The sequence below is a fragment of the Kutzneria sp. NPDC052558 genome, assembly GCF_044547355.1.
Classification (GTDB): domain Bacteria; phylum Actinomycetota; class Actinomycetes; order Mycobacteriales; family Pseudonocardiaceae; genus Kutzneria.
The window spans coordinates 289026-313481 of sequence record NZ_JBIUAG010000002.1 but is presented as its reverse complement, the minus strand read 5'-3'; the positions used below and the strand labels follow the sequence as shown (position 1 = coordinate 313481).

Here is a 24456-nt window from a genome sequence, read left to right as displayed (position 1 = left end):
TCACCTGCGGACCGGCCCGTGCGGTCCGCAGGTGACGGAAACTAGCCCGAGCGGGTGATCCCAGGTCTCCCGTTCGCGGCACGGGCGCGATCGCGTACCGTTGACGTCCGTGTCGGTCAGCAACGAGTTCTCCGGTGGCAACGACGGCAACGTCTTCCAGACCGGTGACGTCGGATCGATCACGATCTACCAGGGCGACACGCGTCGGATCCCGCGCCAGCTGCCGGCCCGGCTGCCGAACTTCGTGGACCGCCTCGATCTGTTGGCCCGCGCCGGAACCCTGCTGTCGGCCGACCCGGCCGCGCCGACCCGGGTGGCGGTGCTCACGGGGCTGGCCGGCAGCGGAAAGACCCGCGCGGCCGGGGAACTGGCCGGCCTGCGCTCGACTTCCTTTCCCGGCGGCGAGTTGTACGTGGACCTGCGGGTGCAGACGGTCCGCGACGCGCTTGGCGCCTGCGTGCGCAGCTACGGGGTCAAGGACGAGCTGATCCCCGACAGCCTGCCCGAGCTGACCAACCTGTACCGCAGCTGCGCGGCCGGCCGGGCCTGCCTGGTGGTGCTGGACGACGTCACCGAGCCGGCGCAGGTGTACCCGTTCCTGCCCAACGGTTCCGGCAGCGTCGTGCTCGTGACCAGCAACGACCGATTGGCGGAACTGATCGGCCGGCTCGGAGCCGAAGTGATGGTGGTGGAGCCGCTCAACGCCGAGCACGGCCGGGACCTGCTCGCCAGCATCTGCGGCGCGGCGCGCCTGGACGCCGAGCCGGCCGAGACCGCCGAGCTGGTCGCCCTGTGCGAGGGCCTGCCGATCGCGCTGCGCACCGCGGCCACCCGGCTGGTCGAGCGGCGTTCGCTGCGGGTCGGCAAGCTGGTGGCCGACGTCAAGGCCCGCGGCATCGAGACGGTCTCCGGCCTGTTTTCCGTGGTGTACCAGGACCTTTCCGAGGCCAACGCCCAGCTCTACCGGCGGCTGAGCATGCTGCCGGTGGTCGAGTTCGGCGAGCGGCTGGCCGAGGAGGCCACCGGGACCCGCGGCTCGCTGGACCGGCTGGCCGCCGTGAACCTGTTGGCCGAGCCCGACAACGGCCGGTTTCGCTTCCACAGCCTGGTGTTGCGGCACGCCCAGGAGCAGGCGCTGGCCGGGGAGTCCGCCTCCGCCCGCGAAGGCGTTGTGCTGCGGGCGATCCAGTACTACGCGCAGCGCGCCGCCCTGGCCGACCAACACCTCCTCGGCCCCGGCCGGCTGCGGTTCACCCCGGCCCCGGAGCCGCTCGACGACCCGTGGGACGGCCTCGATCCCTACCGCTGGCTCGACGCCGAGCGCACCAACCTGCTGGCCACGGTCCGTGCCGCCTACGAATACGGGTGGTACGACGAGGCCTGGCAGCTGGCCGAGAGCCTGACCGCCCTCTACCTGGGCAAGCGGTACAAGGCGGACTGGATCGAGTCGAGCGAGGTCGGCGCGCTGGCGGCCAACCAGGTCGGCAACCGGCGGGTCGAGGCCCGGCTGCGCAGCTTCTCCTCCCGTGCCCTGTTGGACCTCGGCCAGGTCGACCGGGCCCGGCGGCAGCTGGACGAGTCGCTGCCGCTGGCCCAGGAGTCGGGAGATGTCCGCCTGCTGGCCTCGGTGTGGGAGCAGATCGGCCGTTTCCGGGACGCCGTCGGCGATCCGGCCGGCGCGATCGCCGCCTACGAGCAGTCGGTGGCCGAGTTCGCCAAGGACGACGACCGCCGCGGCATCGCCTTCGTGACGGTGTTCCTCGGCCGGGCCCTGCTCGCCCAGGGCCGGCTGGTCGAGGCGGAATCCACGCTGCGGCAGGCGATCGAGCTGTGCCAGGAGCACGACACCCGGATGACCGCCCGGGCCCGCACCGGCCTCGGGATCGTCCACATGCGACAGAATCGGCTCGACGACGCCCACGCGGAGCTGACCGCCGCCCTGAATGTGTTGGTCGACGGCGGGCACCTGAACTACGTGGCCCACACCCGGGAAGCGTTGGCGGACCTGGCGTCCCGGCGCGGCGACGAGGCCGAGCGGCGGGCCCAGCTGACCGCGGCGCTGGAGATCCAGCGGCAGTTCGGCGGGCCGGAAGAGGATCGCCTACGGGCCAAGCTCGGCGAGGCAAACCCGGTGTCCGGCAACGACTAGCTCCCCGGCGAGCGGTCGGCCGGCCAGCACGCAGGCGTACACCGCCGAAGCCAGCAGCATCGGGTCCAGCGCTCCGGCCACCTCGACCCGCCGGCCGTCCCGGATCATGGCGTGACAGCCGGTCGGGGTGGCCGCCGCGACGACCAACGCCCCGTGCACGGCGAGATTCCGGGCCGCCCACGCCGCCGGATCATCCATGACCTCGGCCCTGATCAGGACAGATGCCGACTCCGCGATGCGCAGGTCGCTCTCGTCCTCCCGCACCGCGAGGTGCTGGTCCGCAGCCCGCGGCGCGGCGGCCTGGGGGAAGCGGTCGATGGTCAGCATGTCCGGCTCGGTGAACTCGGCGAGGACGTTGAAGGCGGTCACCGGTTCGATGTCCGGACGAGCGTCCGGAACCCGGGGCAGCTCCAACCCCTCCCGCGGCGCCAGGTCGAGCTCCCGATACAGCTCGTCCCGCAGCCGTGTCGTCGCGTCGCCGACGTGCGCGAACACCTGGCCGGTGATGGGCGCCAGCCGCCCCGGATCGTGCTCGGCCACCGCCGCGTCCACCTGTTTTCGCAGGTCAACGTCGTGATCGAGGCGTCTGGCCAGCCGCCCCAGCCGGTCGACGGGGGTGCCCGGCACCACCTCGTCGCCGTAGCCGGTGAGCAGCAGCGGCTTGTCCAGCGCCGCCGCGTACAGGCTGATCGAGCCGTGGTCGCCGATCACCAGATCGGCCGCGACCAGCGCGGCGTGCCAGCCCCGCTCCGGCGGCAGCAGCACCAATCCCGCCTTGACTGCGTGCCGCAGCCACCGGTGGACGTCGATGTCGTGCTCCACCCACACGTTCGGGTGGACCGCCATGACCACCTGGTACCGGTCGGCCGGCAGCGTGCCGAGCAACCGGGTCGCCAGGTTCCGCGCCCGGCCCAGCTGCGAGCCCTCGCCCCAGGTGGAGGACAGGAACACCACCCGCCGGTCGCCCGCGCCCAAGTCGTGCCGATAGTGCTCGGCCAGCCGCCGACTGGCCCGCAGCCGGTCGAAGGTCGGATCGCCGGTGACCACGGTGTGCCCGTCGATCTCCGGGCAGGCGGCCACCAGTTGGCGGTGCTGGTCCGGGTGCGCCAGCACGACCTTCACCCGGCCGGTGCGCAGCGCCGCCACCGGCGGCAGGCCGGCCAGCCGGGGCCCGTCGGCAGAGGGCACGATCTTGTTGAAGCCGATGCCGTGCGGCAGCACGAGCACCCGCTGATCGGAGTGCAGCTCATGGAAATCGAGGTTCTCGCTGGCCGACACCAGCAGGCCGTACCGGGTCCGGCGCAGCTGCGGCCACGGGATCAGCCGCCGCACGCCGGCCGCGCCCAGCACCTCCCGCGCGCCCACACTGAACCGGGAGGTCTCGTTCACGGTGAAGCGCAGCCGCACCCGGTCGTCCGAGCCGAAGAACCACAGCGTCTCCAGCAGCCGGATCGTCGACGTGGTGGTGCGGCCGGCGAACACGACCGTGTGCCGGGGCGAGCGCGTCTGCCACCGCGACTCGTCACCACCGGGCAATCCCATTGCCCAGCGACCCTAGCGGGTCAGCCCCGGTCGAACACCTTGCCGTCGACGACCTCGAGGCGGCGGCTGGTCTGCACGGCGTCCAGCATCCGCCGGTCGTGTGTGACCAGCAGCAGCGTGCCGGGATAGTTGGCCAGCGCCGACTCCAGCTGCTCGATGGCCGCCAGGTCCAGGTGGTTGGTCGGCTCGTCCAGCACCAGCAGGTTCACGCCGCGGGCCTGCAACAGGGCCAGGGCCGCCCTGGTCCGTTCGCCGGGGGAGAGGGTGACGGCCGGCCGCAGCACGTGGTCGGCGCGCAGCCCGAACTTGGCCAGCAGGGTCCGCACGTCGGGGTGGTTCATCTCCGGCACGGCCGCGCCGAACGCGTCCAGCAGGGTGGCGTCGCCGAAGAACAGCTGCCGGGCCTGGTCGACCTCGCCGACGACCACGCCGTGGCCGAGCGCCGCGTTGCCCTCGTCCAGCGGGATCCGTTCCAGCAGGGCCGCCAGCAAGGTGGACTTGCCGGAGCCGTTGGCCCCGGTGATGGCCACCTTGTCGGCCCAGTCGATCTGGAGGTCCACCGGACCCAGGGTGAAGTCGCCGCGGCGCACGACTGCGCCGCGCAGGGTCGCCACCACCGAGCCGGACCGGGGCGCGGCGGCGATCTCCATCCGCAGCTCCCACTCCTTGCGCGGCTCCTCGACCACCTCCAGCCGCTCCAGCATCTTGTCGGTCTGCCGGGCCTTGGCCGCCTGCTTCTCGCTGGACTCGATGCGCTTGCGCTTGCCGTTCTTGTCGTTGTCCTTCGGATAGCGGATCGCGTTGCGCACGCCCTTGTCGGCCCAGGCCCGCTGCATCCGGGCCCGCTCCTCCAGCGAGGACTTGGTCTCGGCGTAGTCCTCGTACTCCTCGCGCGCGTGCCGCCGGGCGGTCTCCCGCTCCTCCAGATACGACTCGTAGCCGCCGCCGTAGGTGTTGACCTGCTGCTGGGCCAGGTCCAGCTCCACCACGCGGGTCACCGTGCGGGCCAGGAACTCACGGTCGTGGCTGACCAGCACGGTGCCGGCGCGCAGGCCGGCGACGAAGCGCTCCAGCCGGTCCAGGCCGTCCAGGTCCAGGTCGTTGGTCGGCTCGTCGAGCAGGAAGATGTCGTACCGGCTCAGCAGCAGCGAGGCCATGCTGGTGCGGGCCGCCTGGCCGCCGGACAGCGAGGTCATCGCCTGCTCCAGGCCGATCGACAGGCCCAGGTCGGCGATCACCTCGTCGATCCGCTCGTCCAGGTCCGCGCCGCCCAGCGCCAGCCAGCGGTCCAGCGCGAGGGCGTACGCGTCGTCCGCGCCCGGCTTCTCCGCGGTCAGCGCCTCGGTCGCCGCGTCCAGCTCCAGCTGGGCCCGGGTGACGCCGGTGCGGCGGCCCAGGAACTCCCGGACCGTCTCGCCCGGCCGGCGCTCCGGCTCCTGCGGCAGGTGGCCGATGGTCGCGGTCGGCGGGTTCAGCCGGATCGACCCCTGCTCGGCCGGGATCAGCCCGGCCAGCGTCTGCAGCAGGGTCGACTTGCCGGCGCCGTTCACCCCGACCAGCCCGATCACGTCGCCCGGCGCGACCACCAGGTCCAGCCCGGTGAACAGCACGCGGTCGCCGTGTCCGGCGGCGAGGTCCTTGGCTACGAGTGTGGCGCTCATCAGACCCGTGATTCTAGTGGCCCCCGACGGGCCGTCGAGCGGATAACCCCTTCGGGCAGGAAGCCGAGCGGCCCTCGCCGGCTGATCAGTCGGCGGCGAGCCAGTCGTCGATGCCCGCACGCAAGGCCGCCTTCACCGCGTCCGGGGCGAACGAGGCGTCCACTCCGGCCAGGGCCAGCGCGGCCAGCGCCTGGTCGTCGTAGCCGAAGACCGCCCGGATCCGCTCGTACTCGGCGACCAGATCCGTGCCGACCGAGACCGGCACGTCCGTGTTCACGGTGACCCGGAGCCCGGCGTCGACCAGTCGTGGCAGCGGGTGCTCCGGCCAGGACGGCACCAGTCCCAGGCCCACGTTCGAGGACGGGCACACCTCCAGCGGCACGCCCTCGTCCCGCAGCCGCGCCACCAGGGCCGGCGACTCCAGGCACCGGATGCCGTGGCCGATCCGCGCCGCGTGGCCGAGATCCAGCGCCTCGACGATGCTGTCCTGGCCCGCGTCCTCGCCGGCGTGGTGCACCAGCCGGACGCCGGCATCCCTTGCCTCGTCGAGAAGTTCGGCGAACGGCGCCAGCGGGTGGCGCTCCTCGCCGGCCATGCCGATCGCCACCACCCGGTCGTGTTCGCGGGCCAGCTCAAGCGTCTTCGCGAACCGCTCGGGCGACCGCCGCCGGGAATGGTCCAGTATCACGGTGAATTCCGGGGCCAGGCCGGCCAGCACCGCCTCCAGCGGCATCTCCGGATCGCCAAGCCGCTCCCCGTGCGCGGCGGCGGTGAAGGTCACCTCGCCGTAGCGAACCCCTTGCGCCGCTTGGTCTTCGCTGAACTCGGCGGCGATCCGGGTGAAGTGCTCCGGCTCGGTCAGGCACTGCCGGACCAGCGAGTTGTGGTCGGCGAACGAGCGGAAGCCGTCGAACTCCGTGATGTCCGAGGCGAAACCCAGCTCGGCCAGCGTCGACGGCCGGATCGCGCTTTCCAGGTGGACGTGCAGGTGCGCCTTGGGCAGCGCGGCCAGCTCACGCATGGGAGTACTGGTCGGCGTAGCGGCGGGCCAGCCAGGCGCAGACCATCAGCTGCATCTGGTGGAACAGCATCAGCGGCAGCACGATCAGGCCGACCGCGCCGGCCGGGAACAGCACGCTGGCCATCGGCAGCCCGCTGGCCAGGGACTTCTTCGAGCCGCAGAACACGATGGCGATCTCGTCGGCCCGGCCGAAGCCGAGCCGGCGGGCCAGCACCGTCGTGCACAGCAGGACAAACGCCAGCAAGGCGGCATTCACGGCGAGTAACAGGGCGAGGTCGACGATCGAGAGCCGGCCCCAGATGCCGGCGACCACACCCTCGCTGAAAGCGGCGTACACGACCAACAGGATGGATCCCCGGTCCACGTAGCCCAACACCTTTTTGTGCCGGGTCAGGAAACCGGTGATCCACCGCCGCAGCAGCTGGCCGGCGACGAAGGGAGCCAGCAGTTGCAGCAGGATGTCCCGGACCGCGTCGAAGGACACGCCGCCGCTGCCGTTGACGATGAACACGGTGACCATCAGCGGCGTGAGCACGATGCCCAGCAGGTTGGAGAAGGACGCGCTGCAGATCGCCGCGGCCACGTTGCCGCGGGCGATGGACGTGAACGCGATCGAGGACTGCACGGTGGAGGGCAGGCAGCACAGGAACATCAGCCCGGTCCACAGCTCCGGGGTCAGCACGGTCGGCACCAGCAGCCGGCACAGCAGGCCCAGCGCCGGGAACAGCACGAAGGTGCAGGCCAGCACCAGCGTGTGCAGGCACCAGTGCCTCAGGCCGTCCAACGCTTCCCGAGTGGACAGCCGCGCGCCGTAGAGGAAGAACAGCAATCCGATCGCGACGGTGGTGACATGACCCAGTCCGGTCGCGTAGATCCCCCGTGCGGGTAGCAATGACGCCACCACGACGGTGGCCACCAGCGCCAGGATGTAGGGATCGAGCCGTAGCCGGGACATTACGGCAGCATAAGCACGGGATTGACCTGGAGCGCGCTCCAGGTCATAGCGTTGTGGCGACACTCACGACACCGAATGGGAGACGACCGTGCGAGTCGGCGTCCACGTCACCAAGTTCGACCACCCCGCGGGGTCCGCCGGCATCGGCCCCGAGCTGGCCGCCGTCGGCCAGGCCGCCGAGGCCGCCGGGGTCGGCTGGTTGTCGGTCATGGACCATTACTTCCAGATGGAGCACAACGGCGGCGCGCTCGACCACATGCTGGAGGGCTACACCACGCTGGGCTTCCTGGCCGCGCACACCTCGACCGTCGAGCTCAGCCTGCTGGTCACCGGCGTCACCTACCGGCACCCCGGCCTGCTGGCCAAGATCGTCACCACCCTGGACGTCCTGTCCGGCGGCCGCGGCACGCTCGGCATCGGTGCCGCCTGGTACGACCGTGAGCACGCCGGCCTCGGCGTGCCGTTCCCGCCGGTCAAGGAGCGGTTCGAGCGGCTCGAGGAGACGCTGCGAATCTGCCACCAGATGTGGGACCAGGGCAACGACGGCCCGTTCGAGGGCAAGCACTACCAGCTGGCCGAGACCATCAACCACCCGCCGGCCGTGCGCTCGCCCCGGCCGCGCGTGCTCATCGGCGGCGGTGGCGAGAAGAAGACCCTGCGCCTGGTCGCCCAGTACGCCGACGCCTGCAACCTGTTCACCACCTCGCCCGAGGAGGTCGCCCACAAGATCGACGTCCTCAAGGCCCACTGCGACGACGTCGGCCGCGACTTCGCCGAGATCGAGGTCACCGTGGCCGGCCGCGTCACCGAGGGCGGCGTGGACGAGTTCGTCGAGCAGCTCCAGCCCTACGTCAAGCTCGGCGCCCAGACCGTGATCGTCATGCCCCCGACCGGCGCCCCGGCCCAGTGGGTCGAGGACTTCGCCGCCCCGCTGGTGGAGCGGGTGGGCAACCTGTAGTCGATGCCGCCGGTCGGTTGGGCCGAGGGGATTGCCGCCTCGCTCGCCCGGCGGGCCGGCAACCCTGTCGGTGGATTCGCCCCGTGATGCCCTTCTACTTGGGGGCCACACTCATTCGTCCGGAAAGTCCACTGTGGAGTGATCGCCATGGCCCGCCTGCTGTTGGTCCGGCACGGCGAATCCGACCACACGCTGCGCGGCCCGGAAGGGCTGACCGCGGCCGGGCGGCGGCAGGCCGAGGACCTGGCCGGCCGGCTCGTGGCCGAGGAACACGGGCCGGTCGTGGTGTATTCGTCCGCGGAGGTCCGGGCGATCGACACGGCGGCGGTGATCGCCGATCGCTTGGGCGTGAGCGCGACGCGGGACTGCGGCCTGTGCACCTGGCACACACCGCCGGCGGCCACCGGCCTGACCGCCGCCGAATTCCAGCGGCGGTTCGGGATCGAGGGCGGCGGTGTGTTCCGGCCGTTCGAGGCGGGCAACGAGACGTGGGCGGAACTCGTGCTGCGAGTCAGCCGGGCGTTGCTGGAACTGGCCGCCCGGCACCGCGATCGGACGGTGATCGCGGTCGGCCACGCGGAAACGGTCGAGGCCTCCTTCGTGGCCTTCGGCAACCAGCCGCTGCTGCGCGCCTTCGATCTGGCCGTGGCACCGGCGTCGGTCACCGAATGGGCCACCGAAGGTGATCCGACCGGGTGGCCGTTGCCCCGTTGGACCTTGCGCCGCTTCTCGGCATTGTCTTAGCCGCGTCGCCTGGGTAGCGTCGAAGTCACTGCCGCACAAGGGAGTGGGGACGATGATCGCTGCATCGCATCCGGACGTCGCCGCCGCCACCGCGGCCGGCAGCATGGCGCTGGCCAACCAGCTGGCCCGGGCCGCGCGGATCTTTCCGGACCGGGTCGCGCTCCAGATGGACGACACCCGCCGCACCTACACCGAACTCGATCGCCGGGTCAATCGGCTGGCCAGGGCATTGCGCGCACGGGGAGTGCACGCCGGGGACCGGGTCGCGGTGCTGGCCACCAACCGCATCGAGACCGTCGAGGCGTTCTACGCCGTGCTACGGCTCGGGGCGATCGTCGTGCCCGTCAACTTCCGGCTGGTGGCCGGGGAAGTCGCCTACATCCTGCACGACTGCACGGCCGGCGCGCTGATCGTCGACGAGCTGACCGCGCCGCTGGCCGAGGCGGCACTGTCCGAACAGGACTGTGTGCGGTCAACCCTGCGCATCGGCCCCGAGTTCGAGCAGGCGCTGGCCGCCGAGCCCGACGATCCGCTGGACATCGTTGTGCCGGAACAGGATCCGGCGTTCATCATGTACACCTCGGGTACCACCGGTCGGCCCAAGGGCGCTGTGCTCACGCACCGCAACCTGGCCTACGCCGGCATGTTGCAGCGGATCGCCGCCGGCGGCGAATGCCCCGACGGCGAGGCCGTGCTGCTCGGCGTGCCGATGTTCCACATCGCCGGCATGGGCACGGCCCTTGGCCGGCTCATCGGCGGCGACCGGGTCGTGATCTACTCCGGCGCCGGCTTCGACCCGGCCGAGGCCGTGGACCTGTTGGAGCGGGAGCAGATCACCCACACCTTCTTCGTGCCCAGCCAGTGGCAGGCGATCTGCTCGGTGCCGGGGGTCAAGGATCGCAACCTGGTGCTGAGCAACATCACCTGGGGCGCGTCGCCGGCCACGCCGTCCACCTTGCAGGCGCTGGCCGAGACCTTTCCCGACGCCGCCGCGTACACGGCCTTCGGGCAGACGGAAACGTGCGCGGTGGTGTGCTTGCTGCGGGCGGAGGACGCGATCCGCAAGCGCGGCTCGGTCGGCACCCCGATCCCCGGCATCGAGGTGCGCATCGTCGATGACGAGATGCGGGACGTGAAACCGGGCGAGATCGGCGAGGCCGTCTACCGAGGGCCGGTGATCACGCCCGGCTACTGGGGCAAGCCCGAGGCCACCGCCGAGGCGTTCGCCGGCGGCTGGTTCCACTCCGGCGACCTGTGCAAGGCCGACGAGGACGGCTTCGTCTGGGTGGTGGACCGCAAGAAGGACATGATCATCTCCGGCGGCGAGAACATCTACTGCGCCGAGGTGGAGGCGGCTATCGACACCCATCCCAAGGTCGCCGACGTGGCCGTGATCGGGGCCCCGCACGAGAAATGGGTGCAGACCCCGGTCGCCGTGGTCACCGCCGTCGACCCGGCCGACCCGCCGACGCTGGCCGACGTCGTCGAGCACTGCCGGGACCGGCTGGCCTCGTACAAGAAGCCCACCGCCCTGATCGTGGTGGACAGCCTGCCCCGCACCGCCACCGGCAAGGTGCAGAAGTTCGAGCTGCGCAAGCTTTACGTCGACTAGCTGCCGGGGAAGACGAGCAACGGCACCAACATCTCGGCTGGGGTCAGCGAGCCGTGCACGCCTCGGAAGCCCGATTCCACGGGCTCCCGAACCGTGCGGACGACGCAGAACCCGCCGAGTGCGGCGGCGATGACGTCGCCGATCCTCGGCCGCACCCGATCGGAGACCGTCCCGAACCAGCCCTCGTCGATCGCCTGTTCCTGGCTCACGACCAATGCCTTGTCGCCCAACAGGTTTCGCCACGCCGCCAGCACGTCGTCGGCGGCGCCCGGCTCCGCGTAGACGTGCCGGGCCCGAGGCTCGCCGCCGAGCAGGCGAACCCCTTGCTGGAGGCCAATTTCGGTATCAAAGTCCACAGTGGACTGTGTGGTCGCCATGCCGTGATCGGCGGTGACGGCCAGCAGGGCGCCCGGCGGCAACGCGTCGACCACCGTCGCCACCATGCGGTCGACATGGTTGAGCTGCCAGCGCCACTCCCGCGACCCCGGCCCGTAAACGTGGCCCATCGTGTCCAGATCGCCGTGGTAGGCATAGCAGAACCCATCGCGATTGGCCGCGATCCTGGCCGCGAGGTCGCCCAGCGCGAACACCGGCTCGAACGTGCCGCCTCGGAAGACGCTCCGGGTCAGCCCCGAACCGCGGTGCAGCATCGGGGCCGCGACCGTGGCGTGGATCCCCGCCCGCTCGAACAGCGTCGGCAGCGGCTGGATCTCCTCCGGCACCAACGTTTCCCGCGCATCCGCGCCGTTCACTCGCCAGGGCAGCGCGTGCAGCAGTTGCGGCGCCGCGAAGCTCGTGCCGACGATGCCGTGCTCACCGGAGGGCATCCCCGTGCCGAATGTGGACACGCTGGTCGCCGTGGTGCTGGGAAAGCCCGCCGTCAACGGCTCCTCGCCCGCCATCCGCGCCGCCAGGAACGGCGCGTCCTCGGCGAATTCCCCGAGCAGTTCCCAGCCCAGCCCGTCGATCAACAGCAGGGAGGCCGCGGGCGTCCGCTCCACACCCAACACGTTGTCGAACCCCGGCACGCCGAGCGCGGCGAGCAGCGACGGCGTCACCTCGCACAGCGAGCGCTCACCGTACCGCGGCAGGATCGTGTCGGCCACGAAGGCAGAGTAACGCAGCCGCCGCGATCAGCTGGCTCGATCCCGCGACGGCGAACACCAGCCCCGAACCGTTGTGGTAAAAGGGAAGGGCAGCGCCGAGCCGCCGTGACACAGGGGAGAGCCAGGCCGTCGGGGCTAGCGCCGTGCCCGCGAACCGGAACGCCGACACCATCGACACCGCCCCCGGCCCGGTTGCTCGGCACCGCGCTCATCGTCAGTTTCTGCAACGACACCGTCAGCGTCGAAGACGCCGCCCCCGTCACCGTCCAGCACACCGCCATCCACCGCCGTACTCCCGGCCGCCGCGCTTCTCGTCTTCGTGCGAACTCCTCCATTTCGACGAAATGGAGGAGTTCGTCAGCGGGCGGCGGAGGCGACGGCCGTGCTCTGGCGGCGGGTGAGGCAGGGAGGGAGGAGACGGACCTCGGCGGCGGGAGCGCCGGCGAGCTGGCCGATGGTCATGCGCACGGCGAGGTCGCCGACCTCGGGGGCGGGGATGGCGACGGAGGTGAGGGGGATGGCGCCGAGATCGGCCATGTTGTCGGGGCAGACGGCGACGACGGAGACATCCTCGGGCACGCGGAGGCCACGGGCGGAGAGGCCGGCCAGCACGTCGGGCAGCACGGCCTCGTTGTGCACGACGAGGCCGGTGACGTGGGGGTTTGCGGCGAAAAGCTGGTCGAGGCAGGCCTCGGCGGAGTCGTGGGATGGGCCGCACGGGTGAGCGGTGACGTGGACGCGGCGTTCGGCGGCGGCGGAGTCGTAGCCGTGGCGGAAGCGGCGGGCGAAGCTGGTGCCACGGCGGTGGACGGCGGGGGAGGGACCGACGAGGGCGATGTGGTGGTGACCGAGGTCGGCGAGATGGTGCACGCAGGCGGCGCCGGCGGCGGTGAAATCCAGGTCGACGCAGCTCAGGCCGTCGGGCTGCTCAGGTAGCCCGATCAGCACGGCCGGCCGGTCCAGGGCGGACAGCACGGGCACCCGGCCGTCGGCGGACTCGACGTCCATGACGATCAGCGCGTCGGCGATGGCGGAGGACGCCACCCGGCGTAAGTCGGCGGAGCCGTTGTCCTTGGTCAGCAGCAACAGGTCCAGCTCGTGCTCACGGGCGGCGGTGACCACCGAGGAGACGAACTGCATGATCACCGAGAGGTTGACGTCCGCGCGCAGCGGCACGGCCAGCGCCAGCACGTTGGTGCGGCTGCTGGCGAGCGCCCGGGCGCCGGCGTTGGGGTGGTAGCCCAGGTCGCGGATGCACTGCTCGACCCGCATGCGGGTGTTGGTGGAGATATGTCTCTTGCCGCTGATCACGTACGACACCGTGCTGGGCGCGACGCCGGCCGCCCGGGCGACGTCCATGATGGTCACCACGGCGGCCCTCCACGGCTCTACAGGATGCGGTCGCGTCCCTCCACGGCCATTCTCGTCGTCCGGGCCAGAAATGTTTCATCAATCTGACGGGCCGGCACGGTCCTGTGGTCCTCGCGGTAGAGCTGGTAGGCGTGGTCGATGCCCAGCACCAGCTCCTCCAGCAGCGCCCGGGCCCGCACCCCGTCCCGGACCAGCGCGATCACGATGTCCCGGGGCGACTCGCCGCGAGCCAGCCGCTGCATGGTCTGCGCCCGGAGGTTGTCGCTGTAGTCGTGCTCGGGGCTCGGCATGGGCCACTCGGTCGGCGGCGCGTCGGACAGATCACCCATCGAGGCCCGACGCGCGACCGTGAACGCCGCGGAGAACCAGTGCACCGCGGCCACCGCGGCCGAGGTGGCGTCGACCTTCGTGTACAGCTCGGTCGGCCCCGTCGGGTGCTTCTCGAAATACGCGTGCGCGGCGGCCACCTGCTGGGGCTGCGGATCCAGCCGGCTCAGCACCACCGCCTGGTTGGCCCGGCCGCTCAGATCGCCCAGCGAGGCCTGGCGCATCGCCGCGATCTCGGCCTCGACATCGGCGACCGCCTGCTCGGTCACCTGGCTGTCGGCGATCTTGTGCAGCGTGCGGCCGACCTCGTGGGCGGACTCCATCACCGCGCTCTCGCAGACCCGGATCTGGTTGCCCACCGGCAGGTTCGGCTCCCGCATCGCCTCGGTGGCCAGCCCGACGGCCAGCTTGTCACGGGCCCGGCTCAGCGCCTCCTCCGGCCGGTCCACCGCCTCGGTGAGCGGGTGGGTGTAGGTGTGCCACACCTGGTCCGACAGCCGCGTCAGGTCGTAGCCGAGCTGGAGGGCGTGCTCCGCGTCGGGCAGATCCTCGCCGAACGCCACCGCCGTCTCGGCGACGTTGCCGATGCCCACGCTCCAGACCGCCAGCAGGGCATTCCTGGTCCGGTCGTAGGCGTACTCGGTCACCGGCACAGGATCGCAGATCAACATGTGAGGCGCGGCCACCTCGGTCCACCTGATCGGGTAATCCCGTCTGCCCACTCAGGCGGCCTGCGGCTGCACCTTCCGGCGGACGATGATCGCGACCGGCTCCCGCGCGGGCTGTCCGGCCGGGACGACCGACTCGGCGGGCACAACCAGATCGTTGGACGTGACCAGATCGTCGCTGGCGACCGGAGCGCTGGTGGAGGCCGGGCGCCGCACGCGGCGCAGCACAAGCACGGCGGCCCCGGGCAGGCTGGAGATCAACGTCAGCACTCCGTAGACGACGGCGGTGGTGACGCCCTGGGTGGCGCCGAGACCGGCGGCGGCGAACGCGAGCGCGGCGACACCCTCGCGCGGCCCCCAACCACCGACGTTGATCGGCAGGCCCATCGCGATCAGCGCCAACACCAGCAGTGGCAGCAGTTGTCCGATCGACGCGGTCGAGCCGGCGGCCCGCGCGGCGACGAGGAACAGGCTGAGGTGCCCGGCCAGCGTCGCCACCGACAGCAGCACGATCGCCGGCCACGCCTTGCGACTGAGCAGGCTGCGCCGAATGTCGAGCACGGTCTTCGCCACCGCCTGCCGCCAGCGCGGCCGCCGGGACGAGATCGCCAACACGATCGCCGCCGCGACGACCAACAGCACACCGATCACGATCGCGGCCGGCGCGGGCACGATGTCCCCGATCACCTTGCCGATCAGCGACGGATCGGTGAGCAGCACCCCCGCCCCGACGGCGAGGATCGCCAGCTGGCCCCCGGTCCGCTCCAGCACCACGGCCCGCACCCCGCGGCCGACGTCCCCGGTGTCGTGTCCGTTCTGCACTGCCCGGTGCACGTCGCCGAGCACACCGCCGGGCAGCACCGCGTTGATGAACAACGCCTGGTAGTAGTCGGCCACCGCTGTCCGCAGCGACAGCTTCAGCCCCAGCTGGTCGGCCACGACACACCAGCGCCAGGCGCTGAACACCGTCGTGAGCAACCCGATCCCGAGCGCGGCGGCCACGCCCCACAGGTTGATCTCGCTCAGGCCGTCCACAAAGGCCCCGGTGCCCAACCGCCACAGCAGGATGCCGATGATGACCACCCCGGCGAGGATCTTCACCCACGGCCAGACCAGACGCATGATGCCGGCGCTCCGACGGTCCTGTGTGGTCACGCCGCCGCGTTCACGAAGAGTCATGCGGGCACCGCCAGCACGTCGACGTGGCCGACCGAGCCGGTCAGCCGACCCGCCTCGATCGAGTCGAGGCGCTGCCGCAGATAGCCGGCGGAGGCGGCGGTCAGCTCCGGGCGCTGCTCGACCGCGGCGCCGACCCAGCCCCGCAGCCACTCCGCGGTGAGCTCGGTGTGTTCCCCGCCCAGCTGCCACGGGCTCGGCGCGACCTGCACGGAGGCGCCGCGCTTCTCGAACGACTCGACGATCGCGGCGGGGGCGTCCGGACCGAGCAGTCGACGACCGTCCTGGACGCGGCGCTGGTGCTCGTTGAACGCGGCGGTGATATCGGCGTCGAACGGCTCGGCCGGCGACAGCTCCACCTCGCCGAGCACGGAGAGCGTGAACAGCGCGGGCACGCGGGCCTCGACACACGCGGCGGCGAGCCGGTCGACTTCGCCGGCGGTGAGGATGTCGAGCAGGGCGGACGCGGTCACCAGCGAGGTGCCGGCGAGGTCGGCGGCGGTGACGCCGCCGAGATCACCCAACCGGGTCTCGACCGTGACGGGGGCTGAGGAGGTCACACCCATATACACGTGCCCCAGCAGATCTGGTTCACGGTCCTGCATGATCCAGTGCTGCGGATTGGGCAGCAGCGGGCTCAGCCAGCGGCCCATCGAGCCGGTGCCGCAGCCCAGGTCCCTGATCACCAGCCGGTCCCGGCCGGCGAACAGCCGGACCAGGCGCTCGACGAGGTCGGTGGACCTGGCGGCGGCGTCGACCGGCTCACGCAGGGTCAGCCATTCGGGGGTGAACTCCGCGTCACCTGAGTCAGCAGTTCGGCCAGGGTGTTCGAGGTTTTCGCCCATCCGCTCAGCATGCCACGACGCTGCACGGCCGCTTTCCGGAGGCGTTCTCGCAGCTCAGCGTCGGTGAGCCAGCGGCGGAGCGCGGCTGCCAGGCCTTCGGGGGGAACGAGCAGGCCGGGCACGCTGCCGTCCGGCGCGTGGCCGACGGTCCGGGGCAACGGGTCCACGTCGGTGGCGAGCACCGGGATGCCGCGGGCCAGCGCCTCGGTGACGACCATGCCGTAGGTCTCCGCCCGGGAGGCGAGCACGAACAGGTCGGCGGCGGCGTAGCTCTGCTCGAGTTCGTCGCCGTGCTGCGGACCGACGAAGTCGACCTTTTCGCGCGCAATGCTGCTTTTCAACCGAGCGACGTGCTCCGGCGCGTGGTGGAGCGCGCCGACGCAGACGAGGTGCCAGTCGAGATCGTCGATCGTGGCCAACGCGTCGACAAGCAGGTCGTGGCCCTTGCGCGGGGTGACCGACGCGACGCAGAGCAGCCGCGACGCGCCGTCCGTGCCGTGAGCGATCGGCGCGCGGTCGACACCGGGATTGACGTTGTGAACTCGGTTCACAGGCAAATTGTGGTGTTCGGTCAGTTCACGGGCGGCCCACTCGCTGGTGGCGACCACCGCGTGCGCCGCGTGCAGCACTTCTCGTTCGCGACGGTCGAGGTCGTCGCGAACGGCCGGCGGCAGCCCGGTCTCCGCCGCCAACCGCAGATGGACCAGCACGACGACGCGCAGCCGACGGGCCGCCGGCACGACGATCTCCGGAACGCCGCACGCGACCAAACCGTCGAAAAGCACGACTTCACCGGAATCGAGCTGGTCGAGCGCCGAGGCCAACTCCGCCCGCGCCGCCGCGTCGGGCCGCGGCCAGTCGCCGCCGACCAGGATTTCGTCGACATTCCAGCCAAGCGACGACAAGCCGGCGCTCACCCGCCGGTCGTAGACGTTGCCACCGCTGGGGGCGGCGACGTCCGCGACCTGGGCCGGCCATACCGTGTGAACTGAGTTCACAGGCAAAGTCACAGTGAACGCTCGTAACAGGCCCAGGCGTTGTGCGACTCGTGCAGTGTGACGGAGATGCCGGACAGCCCGCTCGCCGACGGGCCGAGCGCCCCGGCCGCGACGCGGTCGGCCAGCCGGTCGGCGATGACCTTGGCCAGGAACTCGGTCGAGGTGTTGATCCCGGCGAAGGCCGGCTCCTCGTCCAGGTTCCGGTAGTTGAGCTCACCGAGCAGCTCGCCCAGCTGCTGGCTGGCCAGGCCGATGTCCACCACGATGTTGTCGTCGTCCAGCTCGGCCCGCCGGAACGTCGCGTCCACCACGAACGTCGCGCCGTGCAGCCGCTGGGCCGGCCCGAACACCTCGCCCCGGAAGCTGTGCGCGACCATGATGTGGTCGCGGACGGTGATGCTGAACAAGGTCATCCTCCTGCTGGGTAGACGATGCGGTGACACAGCGCCGGCAGTCGGCCGTCGGCCAGCTCCGGCAAGACCGCGGGCAACGAGGCGAAATCGCTGGAACCGGTGATCAGGGCGTCGAACACCGGGTCGGCCAGCAGCTCCAACGACACCGCGAGCCGGCTGGCGTAGGTGTGCCGACCGCGCCGCGCCGCCGGAATGGCGCCGACCTGGCTGCTGCGCACGACCAGCCGCCGGGAGTGGAAGAACTCCCCGAGCGGGACGCTGACCTCCTTGTCGCCGTACCACGAGAGCTCGACGACAGTGCCCTCCGGCGTGAGCAGCTCCAGCGCCCGGGTCAGCCCAGCCGACGTGGCGCTGGCGTGCACGACCAGGTCGCAGCCGTCGGCCGCGTCCTCCGGCGACACGAACTCCACGCCCAGTGCGGCCGCAACCGCCGCCCGTGACGGATCGACGTCCACCAGCTGCACGCGCACGCCCGGGAACTTGGCCAGCAGCGCCGCCACCGAACACCCGACCATGCCGGCGCCGATCACCGCGATGCGGTCGCCGAGCAGGGGAGCGGCGTCCCACACCGCGTTGACGGCCGTCTCCACCGTGCCGGCCAGCACGGCCCGCTCCGCCGGCACCGAATCGGGCAGAACGGTCACCGCCGAGGCTGGCACCACGTATCGGGTCTGATGTGGAAAGAGGCAGAACACGGTCCGCCCGACCAGATCAGGCTCGCCGGCCTCGACGACGCCGACATTGAGATAGCCGTACTTGACCGGGGCGGGGAACTCGCCGTCCTGGAACGGCGCGCGCATGAGGTCGTGCTGGCTGGCAGGCACGCCGCCGCGGAAGACCAGGGTCTCGGTGCCGCGGCTCACCCCGGAGAACAGCGTCCTGACCAGCACTTCGCCGGCGCCGGGTGGCCTCAACCGCACCGGACGGATCTCGCCTTCACCCGGGCGCAGCAGCCAGAACGCGTGTGCGGACAGGTCCATTTGAACCCTTCTACCACAGTGGACGTGTTCTGACCGAAGCATGAGCACGTGTGGAGGCGCGGTGACCATTCAGATTCGGCACGTATCGACGGTGACACCCGGCGTGGTCGCCGGGCTCGGCGGGCAGCTGGTCCTGCTGGCCCTGTTGTGGGCGGCGCTGCGTATCGGCCCGAGCGCGTTGGCCGCCGGCACCGCGTGCGCAGTGGTGACATGCGCGACCCTCGGTTATGCGCTGCACCGCTCGCAGGCCAGGCGGTTCGGCCAGGCCAACTGGGTCACCCTGTTCCGGGCCACGCTCGTCGTCGGGGTCGCAGCATTGGTCGCCGATGGACTGGTGCACGGCCCGTCGACGGTCGCCGTGGTGGTGCTGTCCGCGGTCGCCCTGGTACTGGACGGTGTCGACGGCTACGTCGCGCGTCGCACCGGCAGCGCCAGCGCGGTCGGGGCGCGGTTCGACATGGAGGTCGACGCGTTCCTGATCCTGGTGCTGAGCGTGTTCGTCGCCGAGTGGCTGGGGCCGTGGGTGCTGCTCATCGGCGCCATGCGGTACGTCTTCGTCGCCGCCGGCTGGGTCATGCCGTGGCTGAAGGGCGCGCTGCCGCCGAGCTTCGCCCGCAAGACCGTCGCCGCCGCCCAGGGCATCCTGCTGGTCGTCGCGGCTTCCGGCCTGTTGCCCAAGGACGTGTCGATCGCGGTGGTCGCGCTCGCGCTGGGCTCCCTGGTCTGGTCCTTCGGCCGGGACGTGCGCTGGCTGTGGCACACCCAGCCGACACGAGCGGAATCCCCTTTACCTGTCGCGTAATCGCTTCGCCTCCCGCGTCGGCCTACCGTCGACGGTGACACCAAGGGAGGCGAGAACCATGGCCCGCAAACACCGTCTGCTTCGCCTGGTCCTACGCATGGACCAGGCCGGATCGGCCGGCTACATCGCGCTCGCGCTGGTGACCACCCCGATCCTGACGCTGATCAGCCCGCTGCGGCAGCTGATGTGGCTGGTCGGCCTCGTGCTCGGCATCTCGGGATTGGCGTTGGGGCTGCTGGGTTTCCTGATGGCCTGGGGTCTGACCGTCACGATGGCGCGGGGCGAGGAACTGCCGGAACAGTTGTGGCGCAAGCTGTTGCTATCGCAGTCGTAGCCGGACCAGCTTGGGCAGACCGGCGACGACCCGCTCGTAGGAGTGCTCGATCATCTCCTCGATCTGGCCCGGCGGGATGGCGCCGTCCAGTCGCACCGTGTTCCAGTGCTTCTTGTTCAGGTGCCAGCCGGGGGTCACGCCGTCGTGCTGGATCCGCAGGTGCACCGCCAGATTGGGCTCGCACTTGAGGGACACCGTCGGCGGCGTGGCCCTCGGGGCCAGGATCGCGAAGATCTTGCCCTCGACCTTGTAGACGTCCAGGCCCGGGCCGAACGGGTTCTCCATGACCGCCTGGGGGAATTCCAGCGCGTAGGCCGCCACTTCCGCCGGGGTCATGCCGTCTCCCATCGCACGTGCACGGCGTCGGGCTTGCGGAACACCAGGCCCGTCGGCTCGGCCGGCTCGGTGAGTTCCAGGCCCGGCAGGCGATCCAGCACCGTCTCGACGGCGATCCGCGCCTCCAGCCGGGCCAGGTCGACGCCGAGGCAGAAGTGCGGGCCGTGCGCGAAGGCCAGCTGCTTGCGCAGGTTCGGCCGCCGCAGGTCGAAGACGTCCGGGTTCTCGAACACCGCCGGATCCCGGTTGGCCGCCGTCAACGAGACGGTGACGAGATCGCCGCGCTTGATCGACGCCCCGGCCAGTTCCACGTCTCGAGTGGCGTACCGGTCGATCACCGCCGCGGCCGGCTCCATACGCAGGGACTCCTCGACGGCGTCGGGGATCCGCGACCGGTCGGCCCGGACGATGTCCATTTGCGACGGATCGTTCACCAGGTGCAGCACCAGATTGGCGATCATGCCCTCGGTGGTCTCGATGCCGCCGAACATCAGCACCGCCGCGTTCGACACCACCTCCGGCAGCGCCAGTGACCGGGCAGCCTCGGTCAGCAGCGACGGATTCGGCCGGGCAACCGAGCCCTCGATGTGCGCCCGCAGCTCGCTGAACGCCTCCACGCCAACGGAATCCGGCTGACGCCCGGCCGAGATGTCGGCCACCGCGGACACGATCGCGTCGTACCAGGCCAGCACCCGCTTCGCGTCGGCGCCGTCCAGGCCCAGCGCATCGGCGACCACCGCCACCGCCAGCGGTCCGGCCAACGCCCGCCGCAGCTCCGCCTGCCCGGCGCCGACGAAGCCGTTGACCAGCCGGTCGCACTCGGCGCGCACGAAGTCGCCGAACCGGTCCTCGATCTCGCGCGGCCGGAACTGACGTGAGAACGGGGCCCGGTGCCGGGCGTGCTCGTCGGCGTCCAGGGACAGCATCGACGGGCCGACCACCTGCGCCGTGGAGAAGCGGGGGTCGTCCACCGTGAACGTGGCCGCGTCCCGCATCACCTGCAACGCCAGGTTGTGCCGGGTCACCAGCCACCCGTTCAGCGCCGGCAGCCGGGACACCGGCTCGGCCGCGCGCAGGCGGGCCAGCAGCGGATGCGAGTCGGCGGTGAGTTCGTCGACCGTGGCCTGGGCGCCGACTGGGAACATGCGTCCGAAGCTACCAGCCGTAGGCTGGTGGCGTGGAAATCTGGATCAACCCCGCGTGCTCCAAGTGCCGCTCGGCGCTGTCGATCCTGGACGAGGCGGGCGCCGAGTACACCGTGCGGCGCTATCTCGACGACCCGCCGACCGAGGCCGAGCTGGCGGCCGTGCTGGACCGCCTTGGCCTCGAACCGTGGGACATCGCCCGCACCGGCGAGAAGATCGCCGCCGAGCTCGCTCTCGGGACATGGGAACGAACCGAGGCGACCCGCTCGCAGTGGATCAAGGCCCTGGCCGAGCACCCGATCCTGATCCAGCGCCCGATTATCACCGCCGACGACGGTCCGGCCGTGGTCGCCCGGACCGAGGACGCCGTGCGGTCGGTGCTGGCCGACTGAGCGGCCCGTACTGAGCAGCCCCCGAATCAATCCAAGCACGCCAACCTGGCAATGCCGGGCCAACGGCGGCCAGGAAGCGCCCGGCTAGCGCAATCGGGGAAGGCCTGGCTGGCGACGGTCTGGCCAACTCCGCGCGAGCGGCAGCCTGGCGGCGCCTCGTCAGCGGATCACCCCACGCCCGGGGATCAGCGGCAGGTCCAGCGCCGACACCAGCCGTGGCGGCAGGTCGTCCAGGTACGGCACGGCGTTGACGGCCCGCATGCCAGTGGCCAGGCAGCCGCCGCTGACCGGGTCGCCGTCGACCTCGTGCCGGAACGCCGTCTCCTGGGTGATTTCGGGGCTGCCCTTGACGATGATCCGGTAGGCGTCGTTCTCCACCGACGCGGCCCGCGCCCACTCGGGGGCGGCCGCGTTGGTGATGCGGTTGACGTGTTCGATCACGATCCGCGGCTCGGAGCCCACCCAGCCCCGGATCTCGAAGCGCACCGCCGCGCAGTGTCCGGCCTCGATCACCCCGTGTTGATAGGAGATCCGCTCCGGCGCCGCCCACTTCTCGTACACGGTGTCGATGCGGTCCAGCTTCACCCCGACCGCGTCGGCGATCATCGGAATCGTGTGTCCCCAAGCGAAAATCAGGATCTCGGGGATCTCCAGCACGGCCTGGGCGTCCACCGGCAGGCCGAAGCCCATGACCTTGCTGTAGTCGCCGGCGTAACTGGCGTAGTCGACCAGCTCCTGGATCCGCACACTGTCGACCCGCCCGCACACCCCCATCAGCGTCAACGGAAACAGATCGTTGGCGAACCCTGGGTCGATCCCCGTGGTGAAGCAGGCCTTTCCGGCTTCCGCGCACGCCTTTTCCAACTCCGTGCGAACTTGCGGTGGGCAGGCGTCCGGATACACCAACGGCGTCATCGCGGTCGACACCACGTGCTTGCCGGATCGCAGCGCCCGCGCCATGTTCTCGATGTTCTCCAGCGCGAACTCCGCTGTGGGGCCGAAGTAGGCTACCGCGTCGGCCTCACCGTCCAAAGCGGACTGAACGTCGGTCGTCGCCTTGATTCCCACCGGGTCGGCCCCGATCAGCACGCCCGCGTCGACGCCGTCCTTGGCCGGGTCGTGCACGATCACGCCGGCCAGTTCGAGCTCGGGGTGGCCGAGCAGCTCGCGGATCACGAGCTTGCCGACGACCCCGGTGCCCCACACGATCACCTTGTGCGCCATCGCTTTTTCCCCTCAGCGCCAGTACTCGCCACCGTTGACGAACAGGGTCTGGCCGGTCAGCATGCGGGCCCGGTCGGAGGCGAAGAACACCGCCGCCTCGGCCACGTCGGCGTCCGACGCGATCTCGTTGAGCGCGGCCTTGGCCGCCAGTTCGGCCTTGACCTCGTCCTCGGGCACGCCCCGGCTCTGGGCGGTCCACTGGATGTACATCTCGACGTTCGGGCCCAGCATCCAGCCCGGCACCACCGAGTTGACCCGGATCTTGCGCGGCCCCAGTTCCTGGGCCAGCGAGAACATCGCCGCGTGCAGAGCACCCTTGGACGTCGCATAAGCGGCCTGTGGCAACGTCGGCGAGAACGCCGCCTGGGTCCCGATGATCACCACTGACCCACCGCGCACCGACAGCGCCGGCAACGCCGCCTGCGTGAGCCGCATCGTCCCGATGACGTTGACGTCCAACACTTTCCGCCACAGATCGAGGTCGGCCCCGTCCAGTCCGCCGAACACCCGATCCCGCGCGGCCACGTGGATCACCGCGTCGACCGCCCCGAACGTGTCCAGCGCGACCGACACCAGGTTCTCGCACGCCTGCGCCGAGGTGATGTTGGTGACGGCGTACGCCGCCCGCTTCCCGACCTCCTCGGCCACTGCCTTCAGGTTGGCTTCCGTCCGCGCGCCGAGGACGACGTTCGCGCCATCCCGGGCCGCCGCGAGCGCGGTCGCCCGGCCGAGGCCGGGTCCGACCCCGGACACGATCACTGTCTTGCCGTCGAGGACCACCCCAATAACGTAACAGCGTGTTACGTTATTCACAATGACACCGATGGACCAGTCCGACCGCTCCCGTGGCCGCCCTCGCGACCCGGCGATCGACGACGCCGCCCTCCAGGCCTGCCGCGACCTTCTCGTCGAGGTCGGCTGGGACAAGCTCTCCATGGTCGCCATCGCCGACCGCGCCAACGTCGGCCGCCCCGCCCTCTACCGCCGGTGGCCCTCCAAGACCCACCTGGTCTTCGAAGCCGTCTTCTCCTGGCAGGACGACCCCACCCCGGTCGACGACGCCCCCACGTCAACCGAGTGGATTCGCCGCTCCTTCGCCTACACCCAAAACCTCTTCGCCCGCCCCGAAGTCCGCGCGGCCCTCCCCGGCCTCATGGCCTCCCTGCGCGACCACCCCGACCGGCAATCCGCCCTGTGGAAGGAATTCGGCCTCCCCGGCCTGTCCACCCTGGAGTCCCTACTCCGCGCCGAAGGCAGCGCCACCCCCGCCATCGACGCCCAGGCAACCATGGTCATGGTGATAGGCGCCTGCTTGGTCACCTCACTGCTGGGTGGATCTTCCCCGGTTCTGGATCGACTCCCAGACCTGCTCCACCCAAACAAAAATCCCTGAGTGGCAACCATCACACCCAACGCGCCCACTGCGATGGTCCGGGGCGCAGCACACCCAACGCGCCCCACCCCGATGGGGTCCGGGGCGCAGCCCCGGCGCGGGGGCGTGGGGGCCGTGCCCCCACAAAAGCACTGAGCATGACGAAAGGGCTAGGCGATAGCACGCCTAGCCCTTTCGTCGCGGGTGAGTGACGGGATTCGAACCCGCGACACCTGGGACCACAACCCAGTGCTCTACCGACTGAGCTACACCCACCATGGAGCGTCTTCGCCGTTTCCGGCGGCGACGTCCACAAGGCTAGCGC

Annotated in this window: 24 protein-coding genes and 1 tRNA gene; 8 read left to right on the top strand and 17 right to left on the bottom strand. The window is 70.9% G+C overall.

All coding sequences use genetic code 11. From position 1 onward, the window contains the following. Positions 1-109 precede the first annotated feature (109 nt). Positions 110-2149 carry a tetratricopeptide repeat protein gene (locus ACIG5F_RS04455; protein WP_396515961.1) on the top strand — a complete coding sequence of 680 codons (2040 nt, stop codon included), beginning with the start codon at positions 110-112 and terminating at the stop codon, positions 2147-2149. On the opposite strand, the gene ACIG5F_RS04450 is transcribed toward ACIG5F_RS04455, so the two are convergent. The 4 genes from ACIG5F_RS04450 to ACIG5F_RS04435 form a co-directional block, all read right to left on the bottom strand. Further along, positions 2102-3691, bottom strand: a complete 1590-nt coding sequence (locus ACIG5F_RS04450) for a hypothetical protein (RefSeq protein WP_396515960.1) — start codon at positions 3689-3691, stop codon at positions 2102-2104. The two genes, ACIG5F_RS04455 and ACIG5F_RS04450, sit on opposite strands and share 48 nt — an antisense overlap. Positions 3692-3711: 20 nt before the next feature. Further along, complete coding sequence (locus tag ACIG5F_RS04445; protein WP_396515959.1) at positions 3712-5352, bottom strand: ABC-F family ATP-binding cassette domain-containing protein; 1641 nt, start codon at positions 5350-5352, stop codon at positions 3712-3714. Positions 5353-5437: 85 nt separating this feature from the next. Continuing rightward, entirely contained in the window at positions 5438-6373 is a 936-nt protein-coding gene (locus ACIG5F_RS04440) for an adenosine deaminase (RefSeq protein WP_396515958.1), read from the bottom strand. Further along, positions 6366-7328: a bile acid:sodium symporter family protein gene (locus ACIG5F_RS04435; protein WP_396515957.1), complete on the bottom strand. Its 963-nt coding sequence runs from the start codon at positions 7326-7328 to the stop codon at positions 6366-6368. The genes ACIG5F_RS04440 and ACIG5F_RS04435 overlap by 8 nt, the downstream gene beginning before the upstream one ends. 88 nt (positions 7329-7416) lie before the next feature. Between ACIG5F_RS04435 and ACIG5F_RS04430 the strand changes: the two genes are divergently transcribed. The 3 genes from ACIG5F_RS04430 to ACIG5F_RS04420 all read left to right on the top strand — a co-directional run bounded on the left by ACIG5F_RS04430 (position 7417) and on the right by ACIG5F_RS04420 (position 10642). Next, the gene (locus ACIG5F_RS04430) at positions 7417-8286 is read left to right on the top strand and encodes an LLM class F420-dependent oxidoreductase (protein ID WP_396515956.1); all 870 of its coding nucleotides are present in this window, start codon (positions 7417-7419) and stop codon (positions 8284-8286) included. 147 nt (positions 8287-8433) lie between these two features. Then, a complete protein-coding gene (locus tag ACIG5F_RS04425) occupies positions 8434-9030 on the top strand; it encodes a histidine phosphatase family protein (protein WP_396515955.1) in 597 nt (198 codons plus the stop codon). Between the two features lie 52 nt (positions 9031-9082). Continuing rightward, on the top strand, positions 9083-10642 hold the full coding sequence (locus ACIG5F_RS04420) for a long-chain-fatty-acid--CoA ligase (RefSeq protein WP_396515954.1): 1560 nt from the start codon (positions 9083-9085) through the stop codon (positions 10640-10642). Here ACIG5F_RS04420 and ACIG5F_RS04415 read toward each other — a convergent pair. The 8 genes from ACIG5F_RS04415 to ACIG5F_RS04380 all read right to left on the bottom strand — a co-directional run bounded on the left by ACIG5F_RS04415 (position 10639) and on the right by ACIG5F_RS04380 (position 18526). Continuing rightward, positions 10639-11748, bottom strand: a complete 1110-nt coding sequence (locus tag ACIG5F_RS04415) for an alkaline phosphatase family protein (protein WP_396515953.1) — start codon at positions 11746-11748, stop codon at positions 10639-10641. The two genes, ACIG5F_RS04420 and ACIG5F_RS04415, sit on opposite strands and share 4 nt — an antisense overlap. A 357-nt stretch (positions 11749-12105) precedes the next feature. Then, positions 12106-13119: a LacI family DNA-binding transcriptional regulator gene (locus ACIG5F_RS04410; RefSeq protein WP_396515952.1), complete on the bottom strand. Its 1014-nt coding sequence runs from the start codon at positions 13117-13119 to the stop codon at positions 12106-12108. A 17-nt stretch (positions 13120-13136) separates the two neighbouring features. Next, a complete protein-coding gene (locus ACIG5F_RS04405; RefSeq protein WP_396515951.1) occupies positions 13137-14093 on the bottom strand; it encodes a hypothetical protein in 957 nt (318 codons plus the stop codon). 75 nt (positions 14094-14168) lie between these two features. Next, the gene (locus tag ACIG5F_RS04400) at positions 14169-15293 is read right to left on the bottom strand and encodes a YbhN family protein (protein WP_396515950.1); all 1125 of its coding nucleotides are present in this window, start codon (positions 15291-15293) and stop codon (positions 14169-14171) included. Then, complete coding sequence (locus tag ACIG5F_RS04395) at positions 15290-16135, bottom strand: SAM-dependent methyltransferase (protein ID WP_396515949.1); 846 nt, start codon at positions 16133-16135, stop codon at positions 15290-15292. Before ACIG5F_RS04395 ends, ACIG5F_RS04400 begins: the two co-directional genes overlap by 4 nt. Beyond that, positions 16063-17133 (bottom strand): glycosyltransferase family 4 protein, encoded by a 1071-nt coding sequence (locus ACIG5F_RS04390; RefSeq protein WP_396516375.1) that lies wholly within the window; start codon positions 17131-17133, stop codon positions 16063-16065. Before ACIG5F_RS04390 ends, ACIG5F_RS04395 begins: the two co-directional genes overlap by 73 nt. 8 nt (positions 17134-17141) lie before the next feature. Continuing rightward, a complete protein-coding gene (locus ACIG5F_RS04385; protein WP_396516374.1) occupies positions 17142-17540 on the bottom strand; it encodes a 6-pyruvoyl trahydropterin synthase family protein in 399 nt (132 codons plus the stop codon). Positions 17541-17542: 2 nt separating this feature from the next. Continuing rightward, on the bottom strand, positions 17543-18526 hold the full coding sequence (locus ACIG5F_RS04380; protein WP_396515948.1) for a zinc-binding alcohol dehydrogenase: 984 nt from the start codon (positions 18524-18526) through the stop codon (positions 17543-17545). Positions 18527-18587: 61 nt separating this feature from the next. On the opposite strand from ACIG5F_RS04380, the gene ACIG5F_RS04375 reads away from it, so the two are divergent. Further along, on the top strand, positions 18588-19328 hold the full coding sequence (locus ACIG5F_RS04375; RefSeq protein WP_396515947.1) for a CDP-alcohol phosphatidyltransferase family protein: 741 nt from the start codon (positions 18588-18590) through the stop codon (positions 19326-19328). A 58-nt stretch (positions 19329-19386) separates the two neighbouring features. After that, positions 19387-19662 carry a hypothetical protein gene (locus ACIG5F_RS04370; RefSeq protein WP_396515946.1) on the top strand — a complete coding sequence of 92 codons (276 nt, stop codon included), beginning with the start codon at positions 19387-19389 and terminating at the stop codon, positions 19660-19662. Here ACIG5F_RS04370 and ACIG5F_RS04365 read toward each other — a convergent pair. Continuing rightward, the gene (locus tag ACIG5F_RS04365; protein ID WP_396515945.1) at positions 19648-19998 is read right to left on the bottom strand and encodes an MmcQ/YjbR family DNA-binding protein; all 351 of its coding nucleotides are present in this window, start codon (positions 19996-19998) and stop codon (positions 19648-19650) included. The two genes, ACIG5F_RS04370 and ACIG5F_RS04365, sit on opposite strands and share 15 nt — an antisense overlap. Beyond that, positions 19995-21143 carry a cytochrome P450 gene (locus tag ACIG5F_RS04360; RefSeq protein WP_396515944.1) on the bottom strand — a complete coding sequence of 383 codons (1149 nt, stop codon included), beginning with the start codon at positions 21141-21143 and terminating at the stop codon, positions 19995-19997. The genes ACIG5F_RS04365 and ACIG5F_RS04360 overlap by 4 nt, the downstream gene beginning before the upstream one ends. A gap of 32 nt (positions 21144-21175) precedes the next feature. On the opposite strand from ACIG5F_RS04360, the gene ACIG5F_RS04355 reads away from it, so the two are divergent. Next, positions 21176-21535 carry an arsenate reductase family protein gene (locus tag ACIG5F_RS04355; protein ID WP_396515943.1) on the top strand — a complete coding sequence of 120 codons (360 nt, stop codon included), beginning with the start codon at positions 21176-21178 and terminating at the stop codon, positions 21533-21535. Between the two features lie 159 nt (positions 21536-21694). Here ACIG5F_RS04355 and ACIG5F_RS04350 read toward each other — a convergent pair whose 3' ends face one another. Both ACIG5F_RS04350 and ACIG5F_RS04345 read right to left on the bottom strand, forming a co-directional pair. Beyond that, positions 21695-22759 (bottom strand): diacylglycerol kinase, encoded by a 1065-nt coding sequence (locus ACIG5F_RS04350; protein ID WP_396515942.1) that lies wholly within the window; start codon positions 22757-22759, stop codon positions 21695-21697. A 12-nt stretch (positions 22760-22771) separates the two neighbouring features. Beyond that, entirely contained in the window at positions 22772-23539 is a 768-nt protein-coding gene (locus ACIG5F_RS04345; RefSeq protein ID WP_396515941.1) for an SDR family oxidoreductase, read from the bottom strand. A gap of 43 nt (positions 23540-23582) precedes the next feature. Between ACIG5F_RS04345 and ACIG5F_RS04340 the strand changes: the two genes are divergently transcribed. Next, positions 23583-24152 carry a TetR/AcrR family transcriptional regulator gene (locus tag ACIG5F_RS04340; protein WP_396515940.1) on the top strand — a complete coding sequence of 190 codons (570 nt, stop codon included), beginning with the start codon at positions 23583-23585 and terminating at the stop codon, positions 24150-24152. A gap of 182 nt (positions 24153-24334) precedes the next feature. On the opposite strand, the gene ACIG5F_RS04335 is transcribed toward ACIG5F_RS04340, so the two are convergent. After that, positions 24335-24407, bottom strand: a tRNA-His gene (locus tag ACIG5F_RS04335). Positions 24408-24456: the final 49 nt, after the last annotated feature.